The organism is Micromonospora peucetia (assembly GCF_900091625.1).
Lineage (GTDB): Bacteria > Actinomycetota > Actinomycetes > Mycobacteriales > Micromonosporaceae > Micromonospora > Micromonospora peucetia.
Map to the genome: position 1 here is coordinate 6373693 of NZ_FMIC01000002.1, position 16778 is coordinate 6390470.

Annotated in this window: 11 protein-coding genes; 10 read left to right on the plus strand and 1 reads right to left on the minus strand. The window is 70.8% G+C overall.

What is annotated here, in order from left to right; translation table 11 throughout:
* Nucleotides 1-610 precede the first annotated feature (610 nt).
* From GA0070608_RS27875 to GA0070608_RS27910, 8 genes are all read left to right on the plus strand, one after another.
* Complete coding sequence (locus GA0070608_RS27875; RefSeq protein ID WP_141719564.1) at nt 611-4102, plus strand: NB-ARC domain-containing protein; 3492 nt, start codon at nt 611-613, stop codon at nt 4100-4102.
* 613 nt (nt 4103-4715) lie between these two features.
* Nucleotides 4716-5768 carry a LacI family DNA-binding transcriptional regulator gene (locus GA0070608_RS27880; RefSeq protein ID WP_091631816.1) on the plus strand — a complete coding sequence of 351 codons (1053 nt, stop codon included), beginning with the start codon at nt 4716-4718 and terminating at the stop codon, nt 5766-5768.
* A gap of 32 nt (nt 5769-5800) precedes the next feature.
* Nucleotides 5801-7396 (plus strand): FAD-dependent oxidoreductase, encoded by a 1596-nt coding sequence (locus tag GA0070608_RS27885; RefSeq protein WP_091636352.1) that lies wholly within the window; start codon nt 5801-5803, stop codon nt 7394-7396.
* 22 nt (nt 7397-7418) lie between these two features.
* Complete coding sequence (locus GA0070608_RS27890) at nt 7419-8702, plus strand: ABC transporter substrate-binding protein (RefSeq protein ID WP_091631821.1); 1284 nt, start codon at nt 7419-7421, stop codon at nt 8700-8702.
* Between the two features lie 13 nt (nt 8703-8715).
* Nucleotides 8716-9663 (plus strand): carbohydrate ABC transporter permease, encoded by a 948-nt coding sequence (locus GA0070608_RS27895; RefSeq protein ID WP_091631824.1) that lies wholly within the window; start codon nt 8716-8718, stop codon nt 9661-9663.
* Entirely contained in the window at nt 9653-10495 is an 843-nt protein-coding gene (locus GA0070608_RS27900) for a carbohydrate ABC transporter permease (protein WP_091631829.1), read from the plus strand. Before GA0070608_RS27895 ends, GA0070608_RS27900 begins: the two co-directional genes overlap by 11 nt.
* A 2-nt stretch (nt 10496-10497) precedes the next feature.
* Entirely contained in the window at nt 10498-11454 is a 957-nt protein-coding gene (locus GA0070608_RS27905; protein WP_091636357.1) for an ROK family protein, read from the plus strand.
* Complete coding sequence (locus GA0070608_RS27910) at nt 11451-12146, plus strand: N-acetylmannosamine-6-phosphate 2-epimerase (protein WP_091631833.1); 696 nt, start codon at nt 11451-11453, stop codon at nt 12144-12146. Before GA0070608_RS27905 ends, GA0070608_RS27910 begins: the two co-directional genes overlap by 4 nt.
* 38 nt (nt 12147-12184) lie before the next feature.
* On the opposite strand, the gene GA0070608_RS27915 is transcribed toward GA0070608_RS27910, so the two are convergent.
* Entirely contained in the window at nt 12185-13255 is a 1071-nt protein-coding gene (locus tag GA0070608_RS27915; RefSeq protein ID WP_091631837.1) for a LacI family DNA-binding transcriptional regulator, read from the minus strand.
* Nucleotides 13256-13437: 182 nt separating this feature from the next.
* On the opposite strand from GA0070608_RS27915, the gene GA0070608_RS27920 reads away from it, so the two are divergent.
* Both GA0070608_RS27920 and GA0070608_RS27925 read left to right on the plus strand, forming a co-directional pair.
* Nucleotides 13438-15141: a DUF4127 family protein gene (locus tag GA0070608_RS27920; RefSeq protein WP_176733871.1), complete on the plus strand. Its 1704-nt coding sequence runs from the start codon at nt 13438-13440 to the stop codon at nt 15139-15141.
* Nucleotides 15138-16730 (plus strand): hypothetical protein, encoded by a 1593-nt coding sequence (locus tag GA0070608_RS27925; protein ID WP_091631844.1) that lies wholly within the window; start codon nt 15138-15140, stop codon nt 16728-16730. Before GA0070608_RS27920 ends, GA0070608_RS27925 begins: the two co-directional genes overlap by 4 nt.
* The last annotated feature ends 48 nt before the right edge of the window (nt 16731-16778 follow it).

Consider the following 16778-nt stretch of genomic DNA (forward strand, 5'->3'; position numbering starts at 1 on the left):
TGGTGAGCAGTCCGGGGCACGCAGGTAGGTAAGCGCGGCGTCGGGTCGCTTCCGGTCGACGCGGCGATATCGCCGTCAGGTGTCGCCACCGCCGCCGCCTCGAAGCCGGCGGTGGTGAACAGCAGGTTGAGCCGGCCGCCGGATGACGGCAGCGCGCGGGCAGCCCCGATCGGCGAGGATCGGCGGGCACCGCGCAGCCGGCCGCCGACCCCGCACTCACGGACCGGCTCGTAGGCCGGGCCCGAGCCAATGTCGAGGAAGCCCTGGCCGAGCCGCGCGGGGTGATCCGAGGCATCGAACTTGCCTACCGGTACGCGTGGCGCGCCCGCGACGAGGCAGCGGACGCGATCTCCACCGGTGGTGACTGAACGTGCGGGTGTGCGATTAGATGGGTGGTCGCCGATGGTAGGAGAGTGTACGGGTGTGGCGATCGTGGCGGCTGTTGCTGGTCGTGGTGTTCGTTGTGGCGGCTGCGTGGGCGGCGACAGCGGCGTCGGTGTCGGTGAACGTGCTGACGGAGACGTTGCCAAGCTGGCTGAGGTTCGTTGAACGCTCGCCATGGTGGTGGACAGCAGGGTCGTCGATCGGTGCGGGCCTACTCGGGGCCGCGGTGTGGTGGTCACAGCGGCGGTACGAGCTTGGTCTGGCGGAGTTGGTGCCGGCGGAGCAGCGTCCGGAGCGTTGGATGGTGGACCGGCCCGCGGAGGTCCGGGAGATCGTGCAGGCAGTGCTGCATGGGCGTGGCGCCGAGACGGTGGGCATCACCACGGCGGTGCATGGTGCTGGTGGGTTCGGCAAGACGACGGTGGCGCGGCTGGTGCGGGCGGACCGACGGTTGCTGCGCCACTTCGACGGCCGGGTGTTCTGGGTGACCCTGGGGCGAGACGTGCGCCGGGGTGCGCTGGTGGAGAAGGTCAATGATCTGGTTCGGCGCATCGACCCCGGGCGGGCGCAGCCGTTCACGGATGTGCGCCAGGGCGCGGAGCATCTCGCGGCGGTGCTTGCGGATGGGCCGAGGCGGTTGATCGTGCTCGATGACGTGTGGTTCGACGACCAACTCGCGGCGTTCCCGGTGGCGGGCAAGTGCGCTCGGCTGGTGACCACGCGGATGCCGTCGCTGGTGGCCGGCCAGGTAGTGCCGGTGCGGGTGGACCAGATGTCGCTGGAGCAGGCTCTGCGGGTGCTGACCGCCGACCTGCCCCGACTGCCGTCGACGGTGGTTGATGCGTTGCTGGTGGAGACGGGGCGGTGGCCGCTGCTGTTGCGGTTGACCAACCGAAACCTGGTGGCGCAGGCGCAGTCACATGCCGACATCGCCGTCGTGGCGGGTGATCTGTTGCAGAGGCTGCGACGGGAGGGCCCGCTGCGGACAGTTGGGCAACTGCCCGAGGTCGGTGACGTGGAGCAGCTTGACATCAACGACCCGGATCAGCGGAGCAAGGCGGTGGCGGCCACAATCGAAGCCAGCGCCGGCCTGCTCACTGATCGTGACCGTAGCCGGCTGACCGAGTTGGCAGTCTTCGCCGAGGACGAAATCATCCCAGTGCCTCTGGTGGCGGTGTTGTGGCATGCGACCGGTGGGCTTGACAAGACGCAGACCCGCATGGCGTGCGCGAGACTGGCTGACTTGGCGTTGGTGACGCTGACCCCGACTGACAACGGCGGCGCCGTCGGCCTCCACGATGTCGTCCGGGACTATCTGCTCGAACACCTCGGCGTCCGGGTACGGCAGGTTCATCGGGTGTTCCTGGACGCGGTTGCTGCCGATCTGCCCCCTGCTCTAGATGCCTGCGGTAACGGGTCTGCGGAGGCGGCGGCCTGGTGGGAGTTGCCGGAGCGGGCACGGTATATGCGTGAGCACCTGGTCGAGCACCTGCGTGGCGCTGGCCGTGACGCCCACGCCGAGGCCCTCGTCACCGACCTGCGCTGGGTGCAGTCCCGGTTGCAGGAAACCGGACCCGCCGGCCCTTTCACCGACCTGGGGCAGATTTCCACACCACGAGCAGCGCGGCTGCGTCGGCTGGTCGGACAGACCGCGCATCTGCTGGCACGCACGGACCCGGCACACTCGCTACTGGACATCCTGTACTCCCGTGTCGCGCACGACCCGGACTGGGGCCCTCAAGCACAGACTCTCGCTCGAACGCGCACCATGCCGGCATTGGTCAGCACCTCGCCGCTACCCGACGTCCCCCACGCCGCATCACGCCGCGTCCTCACCGGACACACCAGGCCGGTGAATGCGGTGGCGATCACGCCGGACGGCACCTGGCTGGCCACCAGCGACGACGACGGGGTGGTGCGGGTGTGGGATGCCGTGACCGGCGCTGAGCGGACCACGCTCATCGGACACACCGGGCCGGTGACCGCAGTGGCGATCGCGCCGGACGGGACCTGGCTGGCCACCGGCGGCGACGGTGGGGTGGTGCGGGTGTGGGATGTCGTGACCGGTGCTGAGCGGGCCACGTTCACCGGCCCTACCTGGTCAGTGAAGGCGGTGACGATCGCGGCGGACGGCACCTGGCTGGCCACCGGCCACAGCGATGGGTCGGTGCAGGTGTGGAGTGTCGTGACCGGCGCCGAGCGGGCCGCGTTTGACAAACGCACCTGGTCGGTGGTGGCGATCGCACCGGACGGAACCTGGTGGGCCGACGGCCACAGCGACGGGGCCGTGCGGGTATGGGATGCCGTGACCGGCGCTGAGCGGACCACATTCACCGGATGCGGTTGGCCCGTGAAGGCGGTGGTGATCGCGCCGGACGGAACCTGGCTGGCCGCCGGCGGTGACGATGGGGTGGTGCGGGTATGGAATGTCGCGACCGGTGCTGAGCGGGCCACGCTTCCTGGATACCCCAGGGCGGTGCACGCGGTGGCGATCGCGCCGGACGGGACCTGGCTGGCCGCCGGCCACAGCGACGGGGCTGTACGGGTGTGGGATGCCGTGACCGGCGCTGAGCGGACCACATTCACCGGACACCGCTGGCCGGTGAACGCGGTGGCGATCGCGCCGGACGGCACCTGGCTGGCCACCGGCGACGCGGGCGGTGCGGTCCGGGTATGGGACGCCGTGACCGGTGAAGAACCGGCGACGCTCACCGGACACACCAAGCCGGTGTACGCGGTGGCGATCGCGCCGGACGGGACCTGGCTGGCCACCGGCGGCGAGGATCGGGCGGTGCGGGCGTGGGATACCGCGACGTCCGCTGGGCGGGCCACGCTCACCGGACACACCTGGCCGGTGAGGGCGGTGGCGATCGCGCCGGACGGCACCTGGCTGGCCGCCGGCGGCGACGATGTAACGGTGCTGATGTGGGATGTCGTAACCGGCGCTAAGCCAACCGAACTCTCCGGACACATCAAGCCGGTGTACGCGGTGGCGATCGCGCCGGACGGCACCTGGCTGGCCACCGGCGACGCGGGCGGTGCGGTCCGGGTATGGGATGCCGTGACCGGCGCTGAGCGGGCCACATTCACCGGACACACCTGGGGGGTGTATGCGGTGGCGATCGCGCCGGACGGCACCTGGTTGGCCACCGCCGGCAACGACGGCGCGGTGTGGATGTGGAATGTCGTGGGGGGCGAGTTCCTCGGTCAGGCCGACGGTGAGGGTGTCGTCACCGGCACTGCGCGGGCCGTGTTCACCGGACACCGATGGCCGGTGAACACGGTAGCGATCGCGCCGGACGGCACCTGGCTGGCCACCGGCGACGAACGTGGGGTGGTGTGGGTGTGGGATGCCGTGACCGGCGCCGCGCGGGCCACGCTCACCGGACACACCGGATCGGTGACCGCAGTGGCGATCACGTCGGACGGAAACTGGCTAGCCACCGTCGGTGACGACCAGACGGTGCGAATCTGGCGCGCCAGCAACGGCGAACTGGTCGCGATGATGCGTACCGACGAGCATCTCTCATGCTGTGCCTGGAACCCGCACAGCCAGCAACTCATCCTGGGAGGACGCGCCGGTCTGTACCGCTTCGAGTTCAAACCACCGACCAGCCAGTTGAGCCCGGTCTGGCTGGAGGCGTCAACGCCCAGGCCCTACGAATCCCCACCCGCCTGGAAACCCGCCCCAACGACACTGGGTGCGCCCACCGGCTGAATCCCACCCACGCCACCTCCGCAGCGGCTGCGAATACCCGCGGGGTGGCCGCGATGACCGTTCCGCCATGCCAACTGAACCGTGCTCGGCATAGCGGTCAGCGCACCGCTTCGCGGTCGGCCAGCGCTGTGACGAGGTGGTCGAGGGCGTCCCAGCTTCCACCGGCGGCACGGGAGATCGCCGCGACGACCGTGGATCTTGGTGCGTAGGTGGGGACGGTTCCCGCACCGGGGACGACTGTGGACGTCGCGCACGCCACAGGGCGGCACAATCTCACGCTGGGTGAGACAGCCAGCGACCGCAACGGCGGGGTGGGGTCAGCCGGTCGATTGCTAATACGTATTAGCGCCTACATTTCTCGAATACTGCTCGACCCGGTCGGGTCTTGTCAAGGGGTCAGTCGCCGGCCCCGGCGAGACGGCGCGACGGCCTCGCCCGGAGCCGTCCGCCCGTGAAGCCGGGATCGCCAGAGCAGTGCTAATTCGCATTACTTCAGGGACTTCATCTCGAAGAAATCTCTGCGCCCACCCCTTGACACACACCTGTTCGGCCCGCCAGGCTCCTCCCCAACGCCGAGCGCTAATACGCATTAGCCGCACCGGAAGGACCTGTTGTGCCCTCTACACCCCGACGCGTCACGCAGCGTGACATCGCGCGGCTGGCTGGCGTCAGTCAGGCGACCGTGTCGCTGGTGCTCAACAACCGGGCCGACGCCGACGTCCGCATCGCGCCCGAGACCCGCGACCGCGTGCTGCGGACCATCGCCGAGACCGGGTACGCCGCCGATCCCGTGGCCCGCCGGCTCGCCGCACGGTTCAACCGGATCATCGGCGTCTTCACCTACGAGCCCGCCTTTCCCAGCGGCAGCCGGGACTTCTTCCACCCCTTCCTGCTGGGCATCGAGGAGTACGCGGAGCGGGCCGGCTGCGACCTGCTGCTGTTCACCAGCGCCCCGGTGGTCGACGGCCGGCGACGCATCTTCCACCAGGACAACCGGCTCCGCCTGGCCGACGGGTGCATCCTGCTCGGGCAGGAGGTCGACGCCACGGAGCTGCACCGGCTCAACCGCGACGGTTTCCCGTACGTCGCCGTCGGGCGCCGCGACGACGCCGGCGGGCCGGTGCCGTACGTCGGTGCCGACTACGCGGCGGCGGTGGGCGAGTTGGTCGCCCTGGCCCTCGCCCGCGGCCACCGGCGCCTGGCCTACCTGAACACGGACATGACCGCGGAGTCCTCGGCGGACCGGCGGCGCGGGTTCGTCGAGGCCGCGACGGCCGCGGAGAGCGCCCGCCACCTGACGACCGTCGCCCGGGACGCCGAGGCGATCCTCGACGACCTGCTGGCCGACCGGACCACCGTCGCCTTCGTCGAGGACTTCGCCACCGCCGTGGCGCTGGAGCTGGCCACCCGGCGGCGCGGCCTGACCGTGCCCGGCGACCTGTCGATCCTGACGCTCGGCGACCCGACGGTCCCGGTTCCCACCGACCTCGCGTTCACCGGATTCCGCATCCCCCGCGAGGAGATGGGCCGGCAGTCGGTCGAGGTGCTGGCCAGCGTCATCGACGGCAGCGCCGTCGGCGTCCAGCAGCGGCTCCTCCCCTGCGAACTCGTCGAGGGCGAAACCCTCGGCACCCCTGATCGGCGGTCCACCGCAGCTGAGCGGTGACCGTGCAACCCGGAAGGAAGCAAGTGGTACAGATGCGTGCGGACGTCCTCGTCGTCGGAGGCGGGCTGGGCGGGGTGGCGGCGGCACTCGCCGCGGCCCGGGCCGGCCGGTCGGTCATCCTGACCGAGGAGTTCGACTGGCTCGGCGGACAGCTCACCAGCCAGGCCGTTCCGCCGGACGAGCACTCCTGGATCGAACAGTTCGGTGCCACCGCGAGCTACCGGGCCCTGCGCACCGGGATCCGCGACTACTACCGCCGGCACTACCCGCTCACCGAGCGGTCCCGGGCCTGGACGGACCTCAACCCGGGAGCCGGCTGGGTGAGCCGGGTCTGCCACGAGCCCCGGGTCGCCGTCGCCGTCATCGAGCAGATGCTGGCGCCGTTCCTCGGCTCCGGCCGGCTGACCGTGCTCCAGCCGTACCGGCCGGTCGCTGCGGACACCGACGGGGACCGGGTGGTCGGGGTGACCGTCGCGCACCGCGATCGGGACGAGCGGATCGACCTCGTCGCACCGTACGTCCTGGACGCGACGGAGACCGGCGAGCTGCTGCCGCTGACCGGCACCGAGTACGTCACCGGCTTCGAGTCGCAGGCCGACACCGGCGAGCCCAGCGCGCCGGCCGAGGCGCAGCCGATGAACATGCAGGCCGTCTCCGTCTGCTTCGCCCTCGACCACGTCGACGGCGACCACACCATCGAGCGCCCGGCGAACTACGACTTCTGGCGCGACTACAAGCCCGACTTCTGGGGTGACCGGCTGCTGTCCTGGCGGTCGCCGCACCCGCGCACCCTGGAGGTCGTCGAGCGCAGCTTCACCCCCAACCCGGACGACGACCCGCTGGCCGTCAACGCCGACCAGCGGCTCAACCCCGGCGACGGCAACCTCTGGACGTTCCGGCGCATCGCCGCCCGGCGCAACTTCACCGACGGCGCGTACGACAGCGACATCACGCTGGTGAACTGGCCGATGATCGACTACTTCGAGGGCCCGGTCATCGACGTGCCGAACGCGTCGTGGCACCTGAGCAAGGCCCGCGAGCTGTCGTACTCGGTGCTCTACTGGATGCAGACCGAGGCGCCCCGGACGGACGGCGGGACCGGCTTCCCCGGCCTGCGCCTGCGCGGCGACGTGACCGGCAGCCGCGACGGCCTGGCGCAGGCGCCCTACATCCGGGAGTCGCGCCGCATCCGGGCCGAATACACGGTGGTCGAGCAGGACCTGTCGCTGGCCGTGCGCGGCGAGCACGGCGCGGTCGCCTACCCGGACTCGATCGGCGTCGGGATGTACCGCATCGACCTGCACCCCTCCACCGGCGGTGACAACTACATCGACGTCGGCTCGTGCCCGTTCGAGATCCCCCTGGGCGCGCTGATCCCGCAGCGGGTCGAGAACCTGCTCCCGGCCGGCAAGAACATCGGCACCACCCACATCACCAACGGCAGCTACCGGCTGCACCCGGTCGAGTGGAACGTCGGCGAGGTCGCCGGTCTGCTCGCCGACTTCTGTCTGGCGCGGGGCGAGTCCCCGCGCGCGGTCCGCGGCACCCCCCGCCTGCTGGCCGACTTCCAGGACCGCCTCTCGGCGGCCGGCGTGGAACTGCGCTGGCCCCAGGTCGCGGGTTACTGAACACCCCCGTTGAGGAGAGATCATGAAATTGGGAAAGGCTGTGCACGGTGTCGCGGCGACACTGGCCGGCGTCCTCGCGCTGACCGCCTGCGGTGGCGGTGACGAGGCCGGGGACAAGGGTCCGGCCAGTCTGCGGATGACCGTCTGGTCGGCCAACGAGGCGCACCTCAAGCTGTTCAACGAGATCGCCGACGAATACCGCAAGACCCACCCGGACGTCGCGGCGATCACGTTCGACCCGCTGCCATTCGAGAACTACACCACGACGCTGACCACCCAGATCGCCGGCGGAAACGCGCCTGACCTGGCCTGGGTGTTCGAGAACTCGGCCCCCGACTTCGTCGCCTCGGGCGCGCTACTGCCGCTCGACGAGACGCTGAAGAAGACCGAGGGCTACCAGTACGACGACATCTCCCCGGCCACGCTCAAGCTCTGGCAGAACGAGGGCAAGCTGTACGCGTACCCGTTCTCCACCTCGCCGTTCGGGGTCTTCGTCAACACCGACCTGCTCAAGAAGGCCGGGCAGAAGACCCCGGCCGAGCTGATCGCGGCCGGACAGTGGAACTGGGACACCGCGCTGACCGTCGCTGGCGCCACCGCGGGCGCGACCGGCAAGGCCGGCCTCGTGATCCGCGACTTCGACTACAAGGGCTGGGACAACCTGTCCACCTTCTGGACGGGTTGGGGCGCCCAGGCATGGAGCGAGGACGGGAAGTCCTGCGGCTTCGCCGCCCCTGAGATGGTCGAGGCGATGACCACCCTGCACAAGGCGATCTTCACCGGGAAGGCGCTGCCCGGCCCGGGCACGACCGCCGACTTCTTCGCCGGTGACGCGGCCATGACGGTCACCCAGATCTCCCGCGCCTCGCTGCTGAAGCCCGACGGCTTCGGCTGGGACCTGGTTCCGCTGCCGGCCGGGCCGAAGGGCAACTACTCCGTGGTCGGCCAGGCCGGCGTCGGCGTGATGAAGAAGAGCAAGAACGCCGACGCGGCGGCGGGCTTCCTCGCCTTCCTGACCAACCCCACCAACTCGGCCAAGCTGGCCCAGTTCTTCCCGCCGCCGCGCCAGTCGCAGCTCACCGCGGAGACGCTGGGCAAGACCAACCCGACGCTGAAGCCCGAGCAGTTGCAGAAGGTCGTCATCGACGGCATCACCAACGGCGTGGTCAAGCCCAGCCACGCCGGGCAGGCTGAGCTCAGCCAGCAGGTGCGCGCCGGGCTCGACCCGCTCTGGAAGGCGGACGCGGACGTCAAGGCCGTCCTCGACGGCGTCTGCACCAAGATCCAGCCGCTGCTGGCGAAGTAGGGGCAGCCTGACCATGTCCCAGACGGACACGACGGTGGGCGGGGTCGAGGCCCCGCCCACCCGGGACCGGTCGCGGCCATACTGGACCAGCCGCCGCCGCGACCAGCTCGCCGGTTACCTGTTCATCGCCCCCCAACTGCTCGGCAGCGCCGTCTTCGTGATCCTGCCGCTGATCCTGGTGGTCTGGTACAGCCTGCACGAGTGGAACGTGCTGGCCGGCACGTTCGACTTCGTCGGCACCGAGAACTACGCGACCCTCGCCGAGGACACCAACCTGGGCTCGGTGCTGCGGGCCACCGGCCTCTTCTCGGTCGGGCTGGTGGTGTTCAACCTCGGCCTGGCCCTGCTGCTGGCCGTACTGCTAAACCAGAAGCTGCGCGGGACGATCCTGTTCCGCACCCTGTTCTTCTCCCCCGTGGTCGTCTCGCTGGTCGCCTGGACCATCGTGTGGGGGTTCCTGCTGCAGGACAACGGCGGCGTGAACGGCCTGCTCGACACGATCGGCGTGGACGGGCCGAACTGGCTGCGCGGTGAGGGCACCGCGATGTTCTCGGTCGTCGTGGTGCAGGTGTTCAAGAACGTCGGCCTGAACATGGTGCTATTCCTGGCCGCGCTCCAGGGCGTGCCGGCCGAGCTGTACGAGGCCGCCGAGGTGGACGGGGCGAGTCGGCTGCGCCAGTTCTGGCGGATCACCGTGCCGCTGATCAGCCCGACCATCCTGCTCACGTCGATCATCACGGTGGTCGGTTCGTTGCAGGTCTTCGCGCAGATCGCGGTGCTCACCCAGGGCGGCCCCGGCACCTCGACCACGGTGCTCGTCTACTACCTCTACCAGCAGGCGTTCCAGTTCCATCACTTCGGCTACGGCGCCACCCTGTCGATCGTCCTGTTCGGCATCGTGCTCGCGCTCACCGTGCTCCAGTGGCAGATGCGTAAGAGGTGGGTCCACCATGAGTCGTGAGCTGTCACGCCGCACCAAGCTGCTGCTCTACGGGGCGCTGATGGTCCTGGCGGTCCCGTTCGTCTTCCCGACCTGGTGGATGGTCACCTCGTCGCTGAAGCCGGTGGCGGACATCTTCGCCTTCCCGCCGAAGCTGCTGCCGGTCGACCCGGGGCTGGACGCGTACCGGCGGGTGTTCGAGTTGCAGCCGTTCGGTCAGCAGTACCTGAACAGCCTCTACATCGCGCTGGTGGTCACCGTCGGCACCCTGGCGGTGGCGGCGCTGGCCGGGTACGCCTTCGCCCGGATCCGCTTCCGTGGCCAGAACGTGCTCTTCCTGGTGATCCTCGCCGGCCTGCTCATCCCGAGCGAGGTGACGATCGTGCCGCTGTTTCAGATGTTCTTCAAGCTGGGCCTGGTCGACACACACTGGCCGCTGATCCTGGTGCCGATCCTCGGGGCGCCGAGCGTGCTGGCGACCTTCATCATGCGGCAGTTCTTCGTCAGCCTTCCCGGCGAGTTGGAGGAGGCGGCCCGGGTGGACGGGCTGGGTCGGTTCGGCACCTTCTGGAAGATCGCCCTGCCGCTGTCCCGGCCCGCACTGGGCGCGGTCGCCATCTTCACCTTCCTGCACAGCTGGAACCTCTACCTGGAACCGATCGTGTTCCTCTCCTCACCGGAGAAGTTCACCCTGCCGCAGGCGCTCACCCAGTTCGTCGACGCCTACGGCGGCCCGATGTGGAACGTCCAGCTCGCCGCGGCGTCGATGACCGCGCTGCCGGTGCTGGTGGTCTTCGTCATCGCGCAGAAGCAGTTCGTCGAGGGACTGGCGCACACCGGGCTCAAGGGATGACGGTGCCGGCTCCCCTGGTGGGCCTCGACATCGGCGGCACCAAGACGGCAGCGGCGCTGGTCGGACCCGACGGGGAGGTGCTCGGGCGTCGCCTGGCACCCACCCCCGCCGGGTCGGGGCCGGCGGCCGTGCTGGACACCGCCGCGCGGCTCGCCCGGGAACTACTCGATCCGGGCGGCGCCGGCCCGGTCGGCGTGGGCACCGCCGGCACGGTCGACCCGGCCACCGGCACCATCCGGTACGCCACCGACAGCCTGCCCGGCTGGTCCGGCACCGCGGTCGCCGACGAGTTGGCCGCACGGCTGGCCCGACCGGTCCACGTCACCAACGACGTGAACGCCGCCGCGCTCGGCGAATGCTGGGTCGGCGCCGGCCGGGACCGGCAGGAGTTGCTGCTGGTCGCGGTCGGCACCGGCCTGGGCGGCGCGATGCTCCAGCACGGCCGGATCTCCACCGGCGCCCGGGGCGGCGCCGGCGAGGTGGGGCACCTACCGGCTCCCGGTGCCGAGCGGCTGCGCTGCGGCTGCGGCCGGTACGGCCACCTGGAGGGCATCGCCTCAGGGACGGGACTCTCCGCCGCGTACGCCCTGGAAACCGGCCTCCGGATCACCGGACGGACCGTGGCCGAGCGGGCGGCGGCCGGCGAACCGGCCGCCCGGGAGGTGGTGGACCGCGCCGCCACAGCCCTCGGCCGGACACTCGCGGGGCTGGTCGCCCTGCTCGACCCACAGGCGGTGGTGCTCGCGGGCGGGGCGGCCGACGCCCTGCTCCCCGGTGCCCGCGCCGCCCTCGCTGCCGAACTGCCCACGGCCTGGGCGGACGTGCCCCTGCTCCCCGCGGCGCTCGGCGCCGACGCGGTCGTCGTGGGCGCCGCCCGACTGGCGGGCCACCCTGGCCACGGCCGGCAGGCAGCCGGCGGCACACCCGCCGTGGTCACCCACGAGAGGACGAGAGCGTGAACGTGTTCGACGAGCTGGCCGGCGGCCTCGTGGTCTCCTGCCAGCCGGTGCTCGACGATCCCGACGACCCGATGCGCGACCCGTACGTCCAGGCCCGGGTGGCCGCGGCGGTGGTACGGGGCGGCGCGGTGGCCGTCCGGGCCAACGGCACCGCCGACGTCAGGGCGATCCGCGCCGCCGTCGACGTGCCGATCATCGGGTTGCACAAGCACGGCGTCGAGGGGGTGTTCATCACCCCGACGGCGGCGCACGCGGTCGACGTCGCCGAGGCCGGCGCGCACATCGTCGCCGTGGACGCCACCGACCGCCCCCGTCCGGACGGGCGGAGCTTCGCCGACACGGTCCGCGCGCTCCGGGAGCGCACCGACGCGCTGGTCCTCGCCGACGTCTCCACCGTCGAGGAGGGCGTGGCCGCCGTGCGGGCCGGTGCGGACGCCGTCGCCACCACCCTCTCCGGCTACACCCCGGCCAGCCCGCCCACCGACGGACCGGACCTGACGCTGGTGGCCCGGCTCGCCGGTGCGCTGGCGGTGCCGGTGATCGCCGAGGGGCGGTATCGCGACGCCGAACAGATCGGACAGGCGTTCGCGGCCGGCGCCCACTCGGTGGTGATGGGCAACGCGGTCACCTCGCCGCTGTGGATCACGCGCCGCCTGGTACCGGCCACCCCGTCGGGCGGTCGGCTCACCTGACGCCGCCGGACAGCCCGGCCGGGCGAGCAACCCGCCGGTCAGCGTCGGCCGGTTGTCGGGCCCGGGGAAGCGAGGGTCTCGCCCTCGACCAGTTCGCAGGGAAGCAGCCGCTGGTGTTCGCCGCCACGGCCGTGCAGGATGTCGTCGAGCACCTCGATGGACTGCCAGCCCATCTCCCTGCGGGCGATGTGGAAGCCGGTGAAGTCGAGGTCGGTCTCGGCCTGTCGGGTGGGGTCGCCGAGTGCCACCAGGGACAGGTCACCGGGCACGGACACGCCTCGGGCCCGCGCCGCCTCGGCCATCGCCGCCGCCTCGACCAGTTCCTCGCAGAAGACGGCGGTGACCCGGGCCGAGCGCAGTGCGTCGAGTAGTTCCGCTGAGGTTCTGCCGCCGACCGGTTCGTGTCGACCGTCGACTCCGGTCTCCCGGAGCGCGGCGGTAAAGCCAGCGAGTCGGTCGACGGCGGACTCGGCCCCGACTCCGGCGCCGACGTACGCCACGGCCCGGTGCCCGAGATCGACGGCGCGGTGGACGAGGGCGGAGGTGGCCTGGGCGTAGTCCGCGCCGACATAGGGCACCGGACCGCCCTCACCGGAGGGTAGATGGGCATCGTCGCGTCGACCGACGGACACGAAGGGCATCTCCCCGGCGACCATCCGGGCCAGCTCGTCGCGAGGAATCTCCCGACCGAGCAGTACGCAACCGTCGGCGAGCCGGATGCGGTTGTTGTCGTGGAAGATCCGCCGGCTGCCGCCGCGCACGGGGGCGCTGGTGAACAGCAACAGGTCGCAACCGATGTTCTCCGCGCATGCCTCGATGCCGGACAGGAACGGGTGGTAGAAGTTCGCGCTGGTGCTCGGGAACACCGACTCGTAGGTGAACACGCCCAGGATCTGGTTGTGCTGTTGGAGCAGCCGTCGGGCGAGCGGGTCGGCGACGTATCCGGTCTCGCGGATGACGCGCAGCACCCGCTCCCGGGTCTCCGGGGCGATCCGCCAGGCCGCCTCACAACGGTCGTTGAGCACGAGTGACACCGTCGTCTGGCTCACTCCGGCCATCCGCGCGATCTCGTGCTGCGTCAGCCTGCCCCGTCCTGCGGACACGGTCATCGGCCACCTTCTGGAGCATCACGTATTGGCGAGGGTTGTCGCGGAGGATGCTGCCCCGCGCGCCGATCCGGTGTCAAGGATCGCCGGAGCCAGTAATACGTATTACTGGCTCCGGCGGTCTTGACCCGGGGTTCTTACTGATCCAAGACTCAACGCATCCCCCGGCAACGCAAGGAGCCGACATGCCTGATCACGCCCTCTCCCGCCGTGGCCTTCTCCGGGCCGCCGGCCTCGCCGGCCTGACCGGCGCCGGCCTCGCCGCCCTCGGCCGCCCGGCGCACGCCCGGCCGGACACCCCACGGCTCGGCCGCATCGCCCTGGTTCCGCTCGACGACCGGCCCTACACCTGGTACGCCCCGCAACAGATCGCCACCGGCGCCGGCTACGACACCCTGTTGCCGCCACGGGAAACTCTCGGGCGACACTTCGCCCCCGGCGACGGTCGCGCCGTCGGCCAGTGGCTCACCTCGTCCACCAAGCGGGCGGACGCGCTGGTCGTCGCCCTACCGATGCTCGCCTACGGTGGACTGCTCAACTCCCGCAACAGCTCCATCCCCGAAACCGAGGTGTTCGCCCGGTTGGCGGCGGTGCGGGCCGTCCGACGGAGCCGCCCGCGTCGGCGGCTCTACGCCTTCGACACCATCATGCGCCTCACCCCCGAAGGGCCGTGGCGCAACGAGCTGCGGGCCTGGGCGACGGTGAAGGACGAGGTCGACAACCTCGCGATGGTGGAGAAGCGCCCTCAACTCGACGCGCTGGAGTCCCAGATCCCGGCCGACGTGCGAAGCGACTACCTGGCCACCCGGGCACGTAACCACCGGGTCAACCTGACGATGATCGAATGGGCGGCCGAAGGGATCTTCGACTTCCTCGTGGTGGGTCAGGACGACGCGACCGGCCACGGCCTGCACCGACCGGAGTCGCAGGCACTCGCCGCCCGCATCGCCGAACTGGGCGTCGGTGATCGGGTGGTGATCTACCCGGGTGCCGACGTGGTGGCAGCCCTGCTCATCGCCAAGATCGCCATCAGGGACGCCGACGTACGCCCCCGGGTGAGCATCGAGTACTCCCGGGTGCCGGGTGAGGCCTGGACCGCGCCCTACCAGAACATCCCGTACGCGCAGCTCATCCGGGGCTACGTCGACATCCTCGGCGGGACGGTCGTGGACCGGCCGGAGCGGTCCGACCTGGTCCTGATGGCCAACACGGGCGGCAGTTCGGCGTCGGTGGCACCGTTCGCCGACCGTCTGGTGGCCCACGTCCGGGCCGGCCGGCCCGTGGCCCTCGGCGACGACGCGATTGCCGGGCACTCCGACCGGCGGTTGCTGTCCCTGCTCAACGGCCGGATCCGGTACGTCGAGCTGGCCGGCTACTCGGGCTGGAACGTCGGGATCAGCCTCGCCCAGGCGACGTCCCGCTGGGCGCTGCGGCAACGATCGGCTCGCGGTGAACTGCCACCCGGCGCGCCGGGCACCGCAGGTGAGCCGGTCCTGGCCGCACGACGGGCACTCCTGCACGACGCGGCGCGGGCCAGCATCGAGCTGTCCGTCTCCGAGCTGGTGCAGACCGACTCGTACCGCAACAACGTCCGCACCGCCACCACCGCCCACGCGTCCTCGCTGGGCGAGCCGGACCCGCAGAACATCAAGACCTACTTCTCCGAGATCAACGCGTACGCGGTCGACAGCACCACCCCGTACGCGGAGAAGCTGTTCGCCGACGAGTTCGCCGGGGCCACGCTCGCCCTCGGCAGTGACGGACGAGCGCCGGTGACGGCCCGCGTGGACCGACTCGACGCCTGGCACCTCCACCTGCCCTGGAACCGCACCGGCGAGATCGCCGCCGAGCCCCGGATCGTCCTGACGCCGGATCGGGGGCACCGGTGAGGGCGCGGGTCGCGGCACTGCTGGCCACCCTCATCGTCGGCGTCGCGGCGCCGGTCCCGACCGCTCCGGCCGTCGCCTCCACCCCGGTCCCTCTCGTCGACAGCTACTTCGACTGGCTCGTGGCGTCGTACGACGGGGTGCGGAACGGATTGCGCCGGGACATCGAACACGTCTACGGCAACCAGCTCGTGGTAGCCGGCAAGACCTGCACCACGGCGAGTCCGTGCACCATCGGCGGGCCGCGGCAGAGTACCGCCGCCTGCACCGCGCTCCAGTTCATCTCGGTCTATCTCGACCAGCGGGCAGCGTACGAGCAGCGGTCACTGTCGAGCGTGGAGACCGGGCTCATCGACGAGTTCGCCAGCGCGGTACTCGCCCACCGGTTGACCAAGGATCCGGCCGCGCCGAAGATCTTCGACGATGCGGTGGCCAGCACCCCGGACGGCCAGATCCGCTACTTCACCTCGTTCGGCAACGCGGCGTGCGGAGAGGCCCTGCTGGCCGCCCACCAGGCGACCGGCGCCTCCGGATACCTCGACGCGGCCACCGGCATCGGCGAGTTCCTGCTCCGTATGCAGGACCCGCGCGCCCACTACCTCACCTACGGCGTGCATCCGTTCGTCGACGGACTCGGCCAGCCCACCACCCCGCCGGGCGGCTACGTGGACCAGATCTCCAGCTGGAGCAACCTCTACTCGACGATCTCCACCTGGAATCTCACGGCGATCGCCTTCATGCAGCGGTTGGAGACGGCCGTGGCGCCGCCGGACAACCGGTACGGCCAGTCAGCCGCCGCCGCCCGGCAGTTCCTCAGCACGGGACTCCAACTCGGTGCGGACTGGTACACCTTCGACTTCGACTCCCCCACCACCAGCCAGAACCGGGTGGTCGCGCAGAGCTCGTACAGCGCGGACTGCCGTGACAACCGGTGGCACCGCAAGGGCTCCTGCACCTACACCAATGGCCAGATCGCTGGCGGAACCCTGGGCACCGACATGATCGAGTACGGACTGGCCGGACTCTACGACCACGAACGCCAGCTCAACGGTGCCAGTTCCGCGGCTGCCGCCGTGACGACCCTCTACACCACCTACACCAGCCTCCCGGGCTGGCACACCGCCTCGGCCAGCGACCCGCTCGACTGCGTCGACGACACCGCGGCCGGAGCCGTGGCGCCGTACTACCCGCCGGGCAACCAGGGTGCGACGCCGTCGGGGGACGCCTGGGACTACGACCCTCACCTGTCCTTCGGTGGGTTCTTCCGCCTCACCCCGCCCAACGAGAACGCCGAGGCGAAGTACTACGACATCGTCGGCTTCGGCATCCTCGCCGAGCTGCGCAAAGAGCTGGTGCCAACCAAGTTCACCGCGGGCTACCAACGGTTGCAGCATGCGGACCGGCAGGACGCGCTCTACGCCCTGCTCGACCGTTCACTGGCCGCGATGTTCCTGCCCGCCCGGGACACCAACGACCTCGACGGTGACAGCGACACCACCGAGTACCTGTGCAAGGGCACCCGGGGCACCCTCCCGGTCGCCCACAACGGGCTCGGCATCCTCAAGGCCGTCGGCTACGCCGGCACCCGGTGACAGCGCCACCGATCTCCGACCGCTGACCTCGTCCACCACCACCCCGAA

Bases quoted from the DNA above. Each gene is read 5' to 3' on its own strand.
- GA0070608_RS27885 (WP_091636352.1), top strand. From the start codon at position 5,801: ATGCGTGCGGACGTCCTCGTCGTCGGAGGCGGGCTGGGCGGGGTGGCG.
- GA0070608_RS27890 (WP_091631821.1), top strand. From the start codon at position 7,419: ATGAAATTGGGAAAGGCTGTGCACGGTGTCGCGGCGACACTGGCCGGC.
- GA0070608_RS27895 (WP_091631824.1), top strand. From the start codon at position 8,716: ATGTCCCAGACGGACACGACGGTGGGCGGGGTCGAGGCCCCGCCCACC.
- GA0070608_RS27900 (WP_091631829.1), top strand. From the start codon at position 9,653: ATGAGTCGTGAGCTGTCACGCCGCACCAAGCTGCTGCTCTACGGGGCG.
- GA0070608_RS27915 (WP_091631837.1), bottom strand. From the start codon at position 13,255: ATGACCGTGTCCGCAGGACGGGGCAGGCTGACGCAGCACGAGATCGCG.
- GA0070608_RS27920 (WP_176733871.1), top strand. From the start codon at position 13,438: ATGCCTGATCACGCCCTCTCCCGCCGTGGCCTTCTCCGGGCCGCCGGC.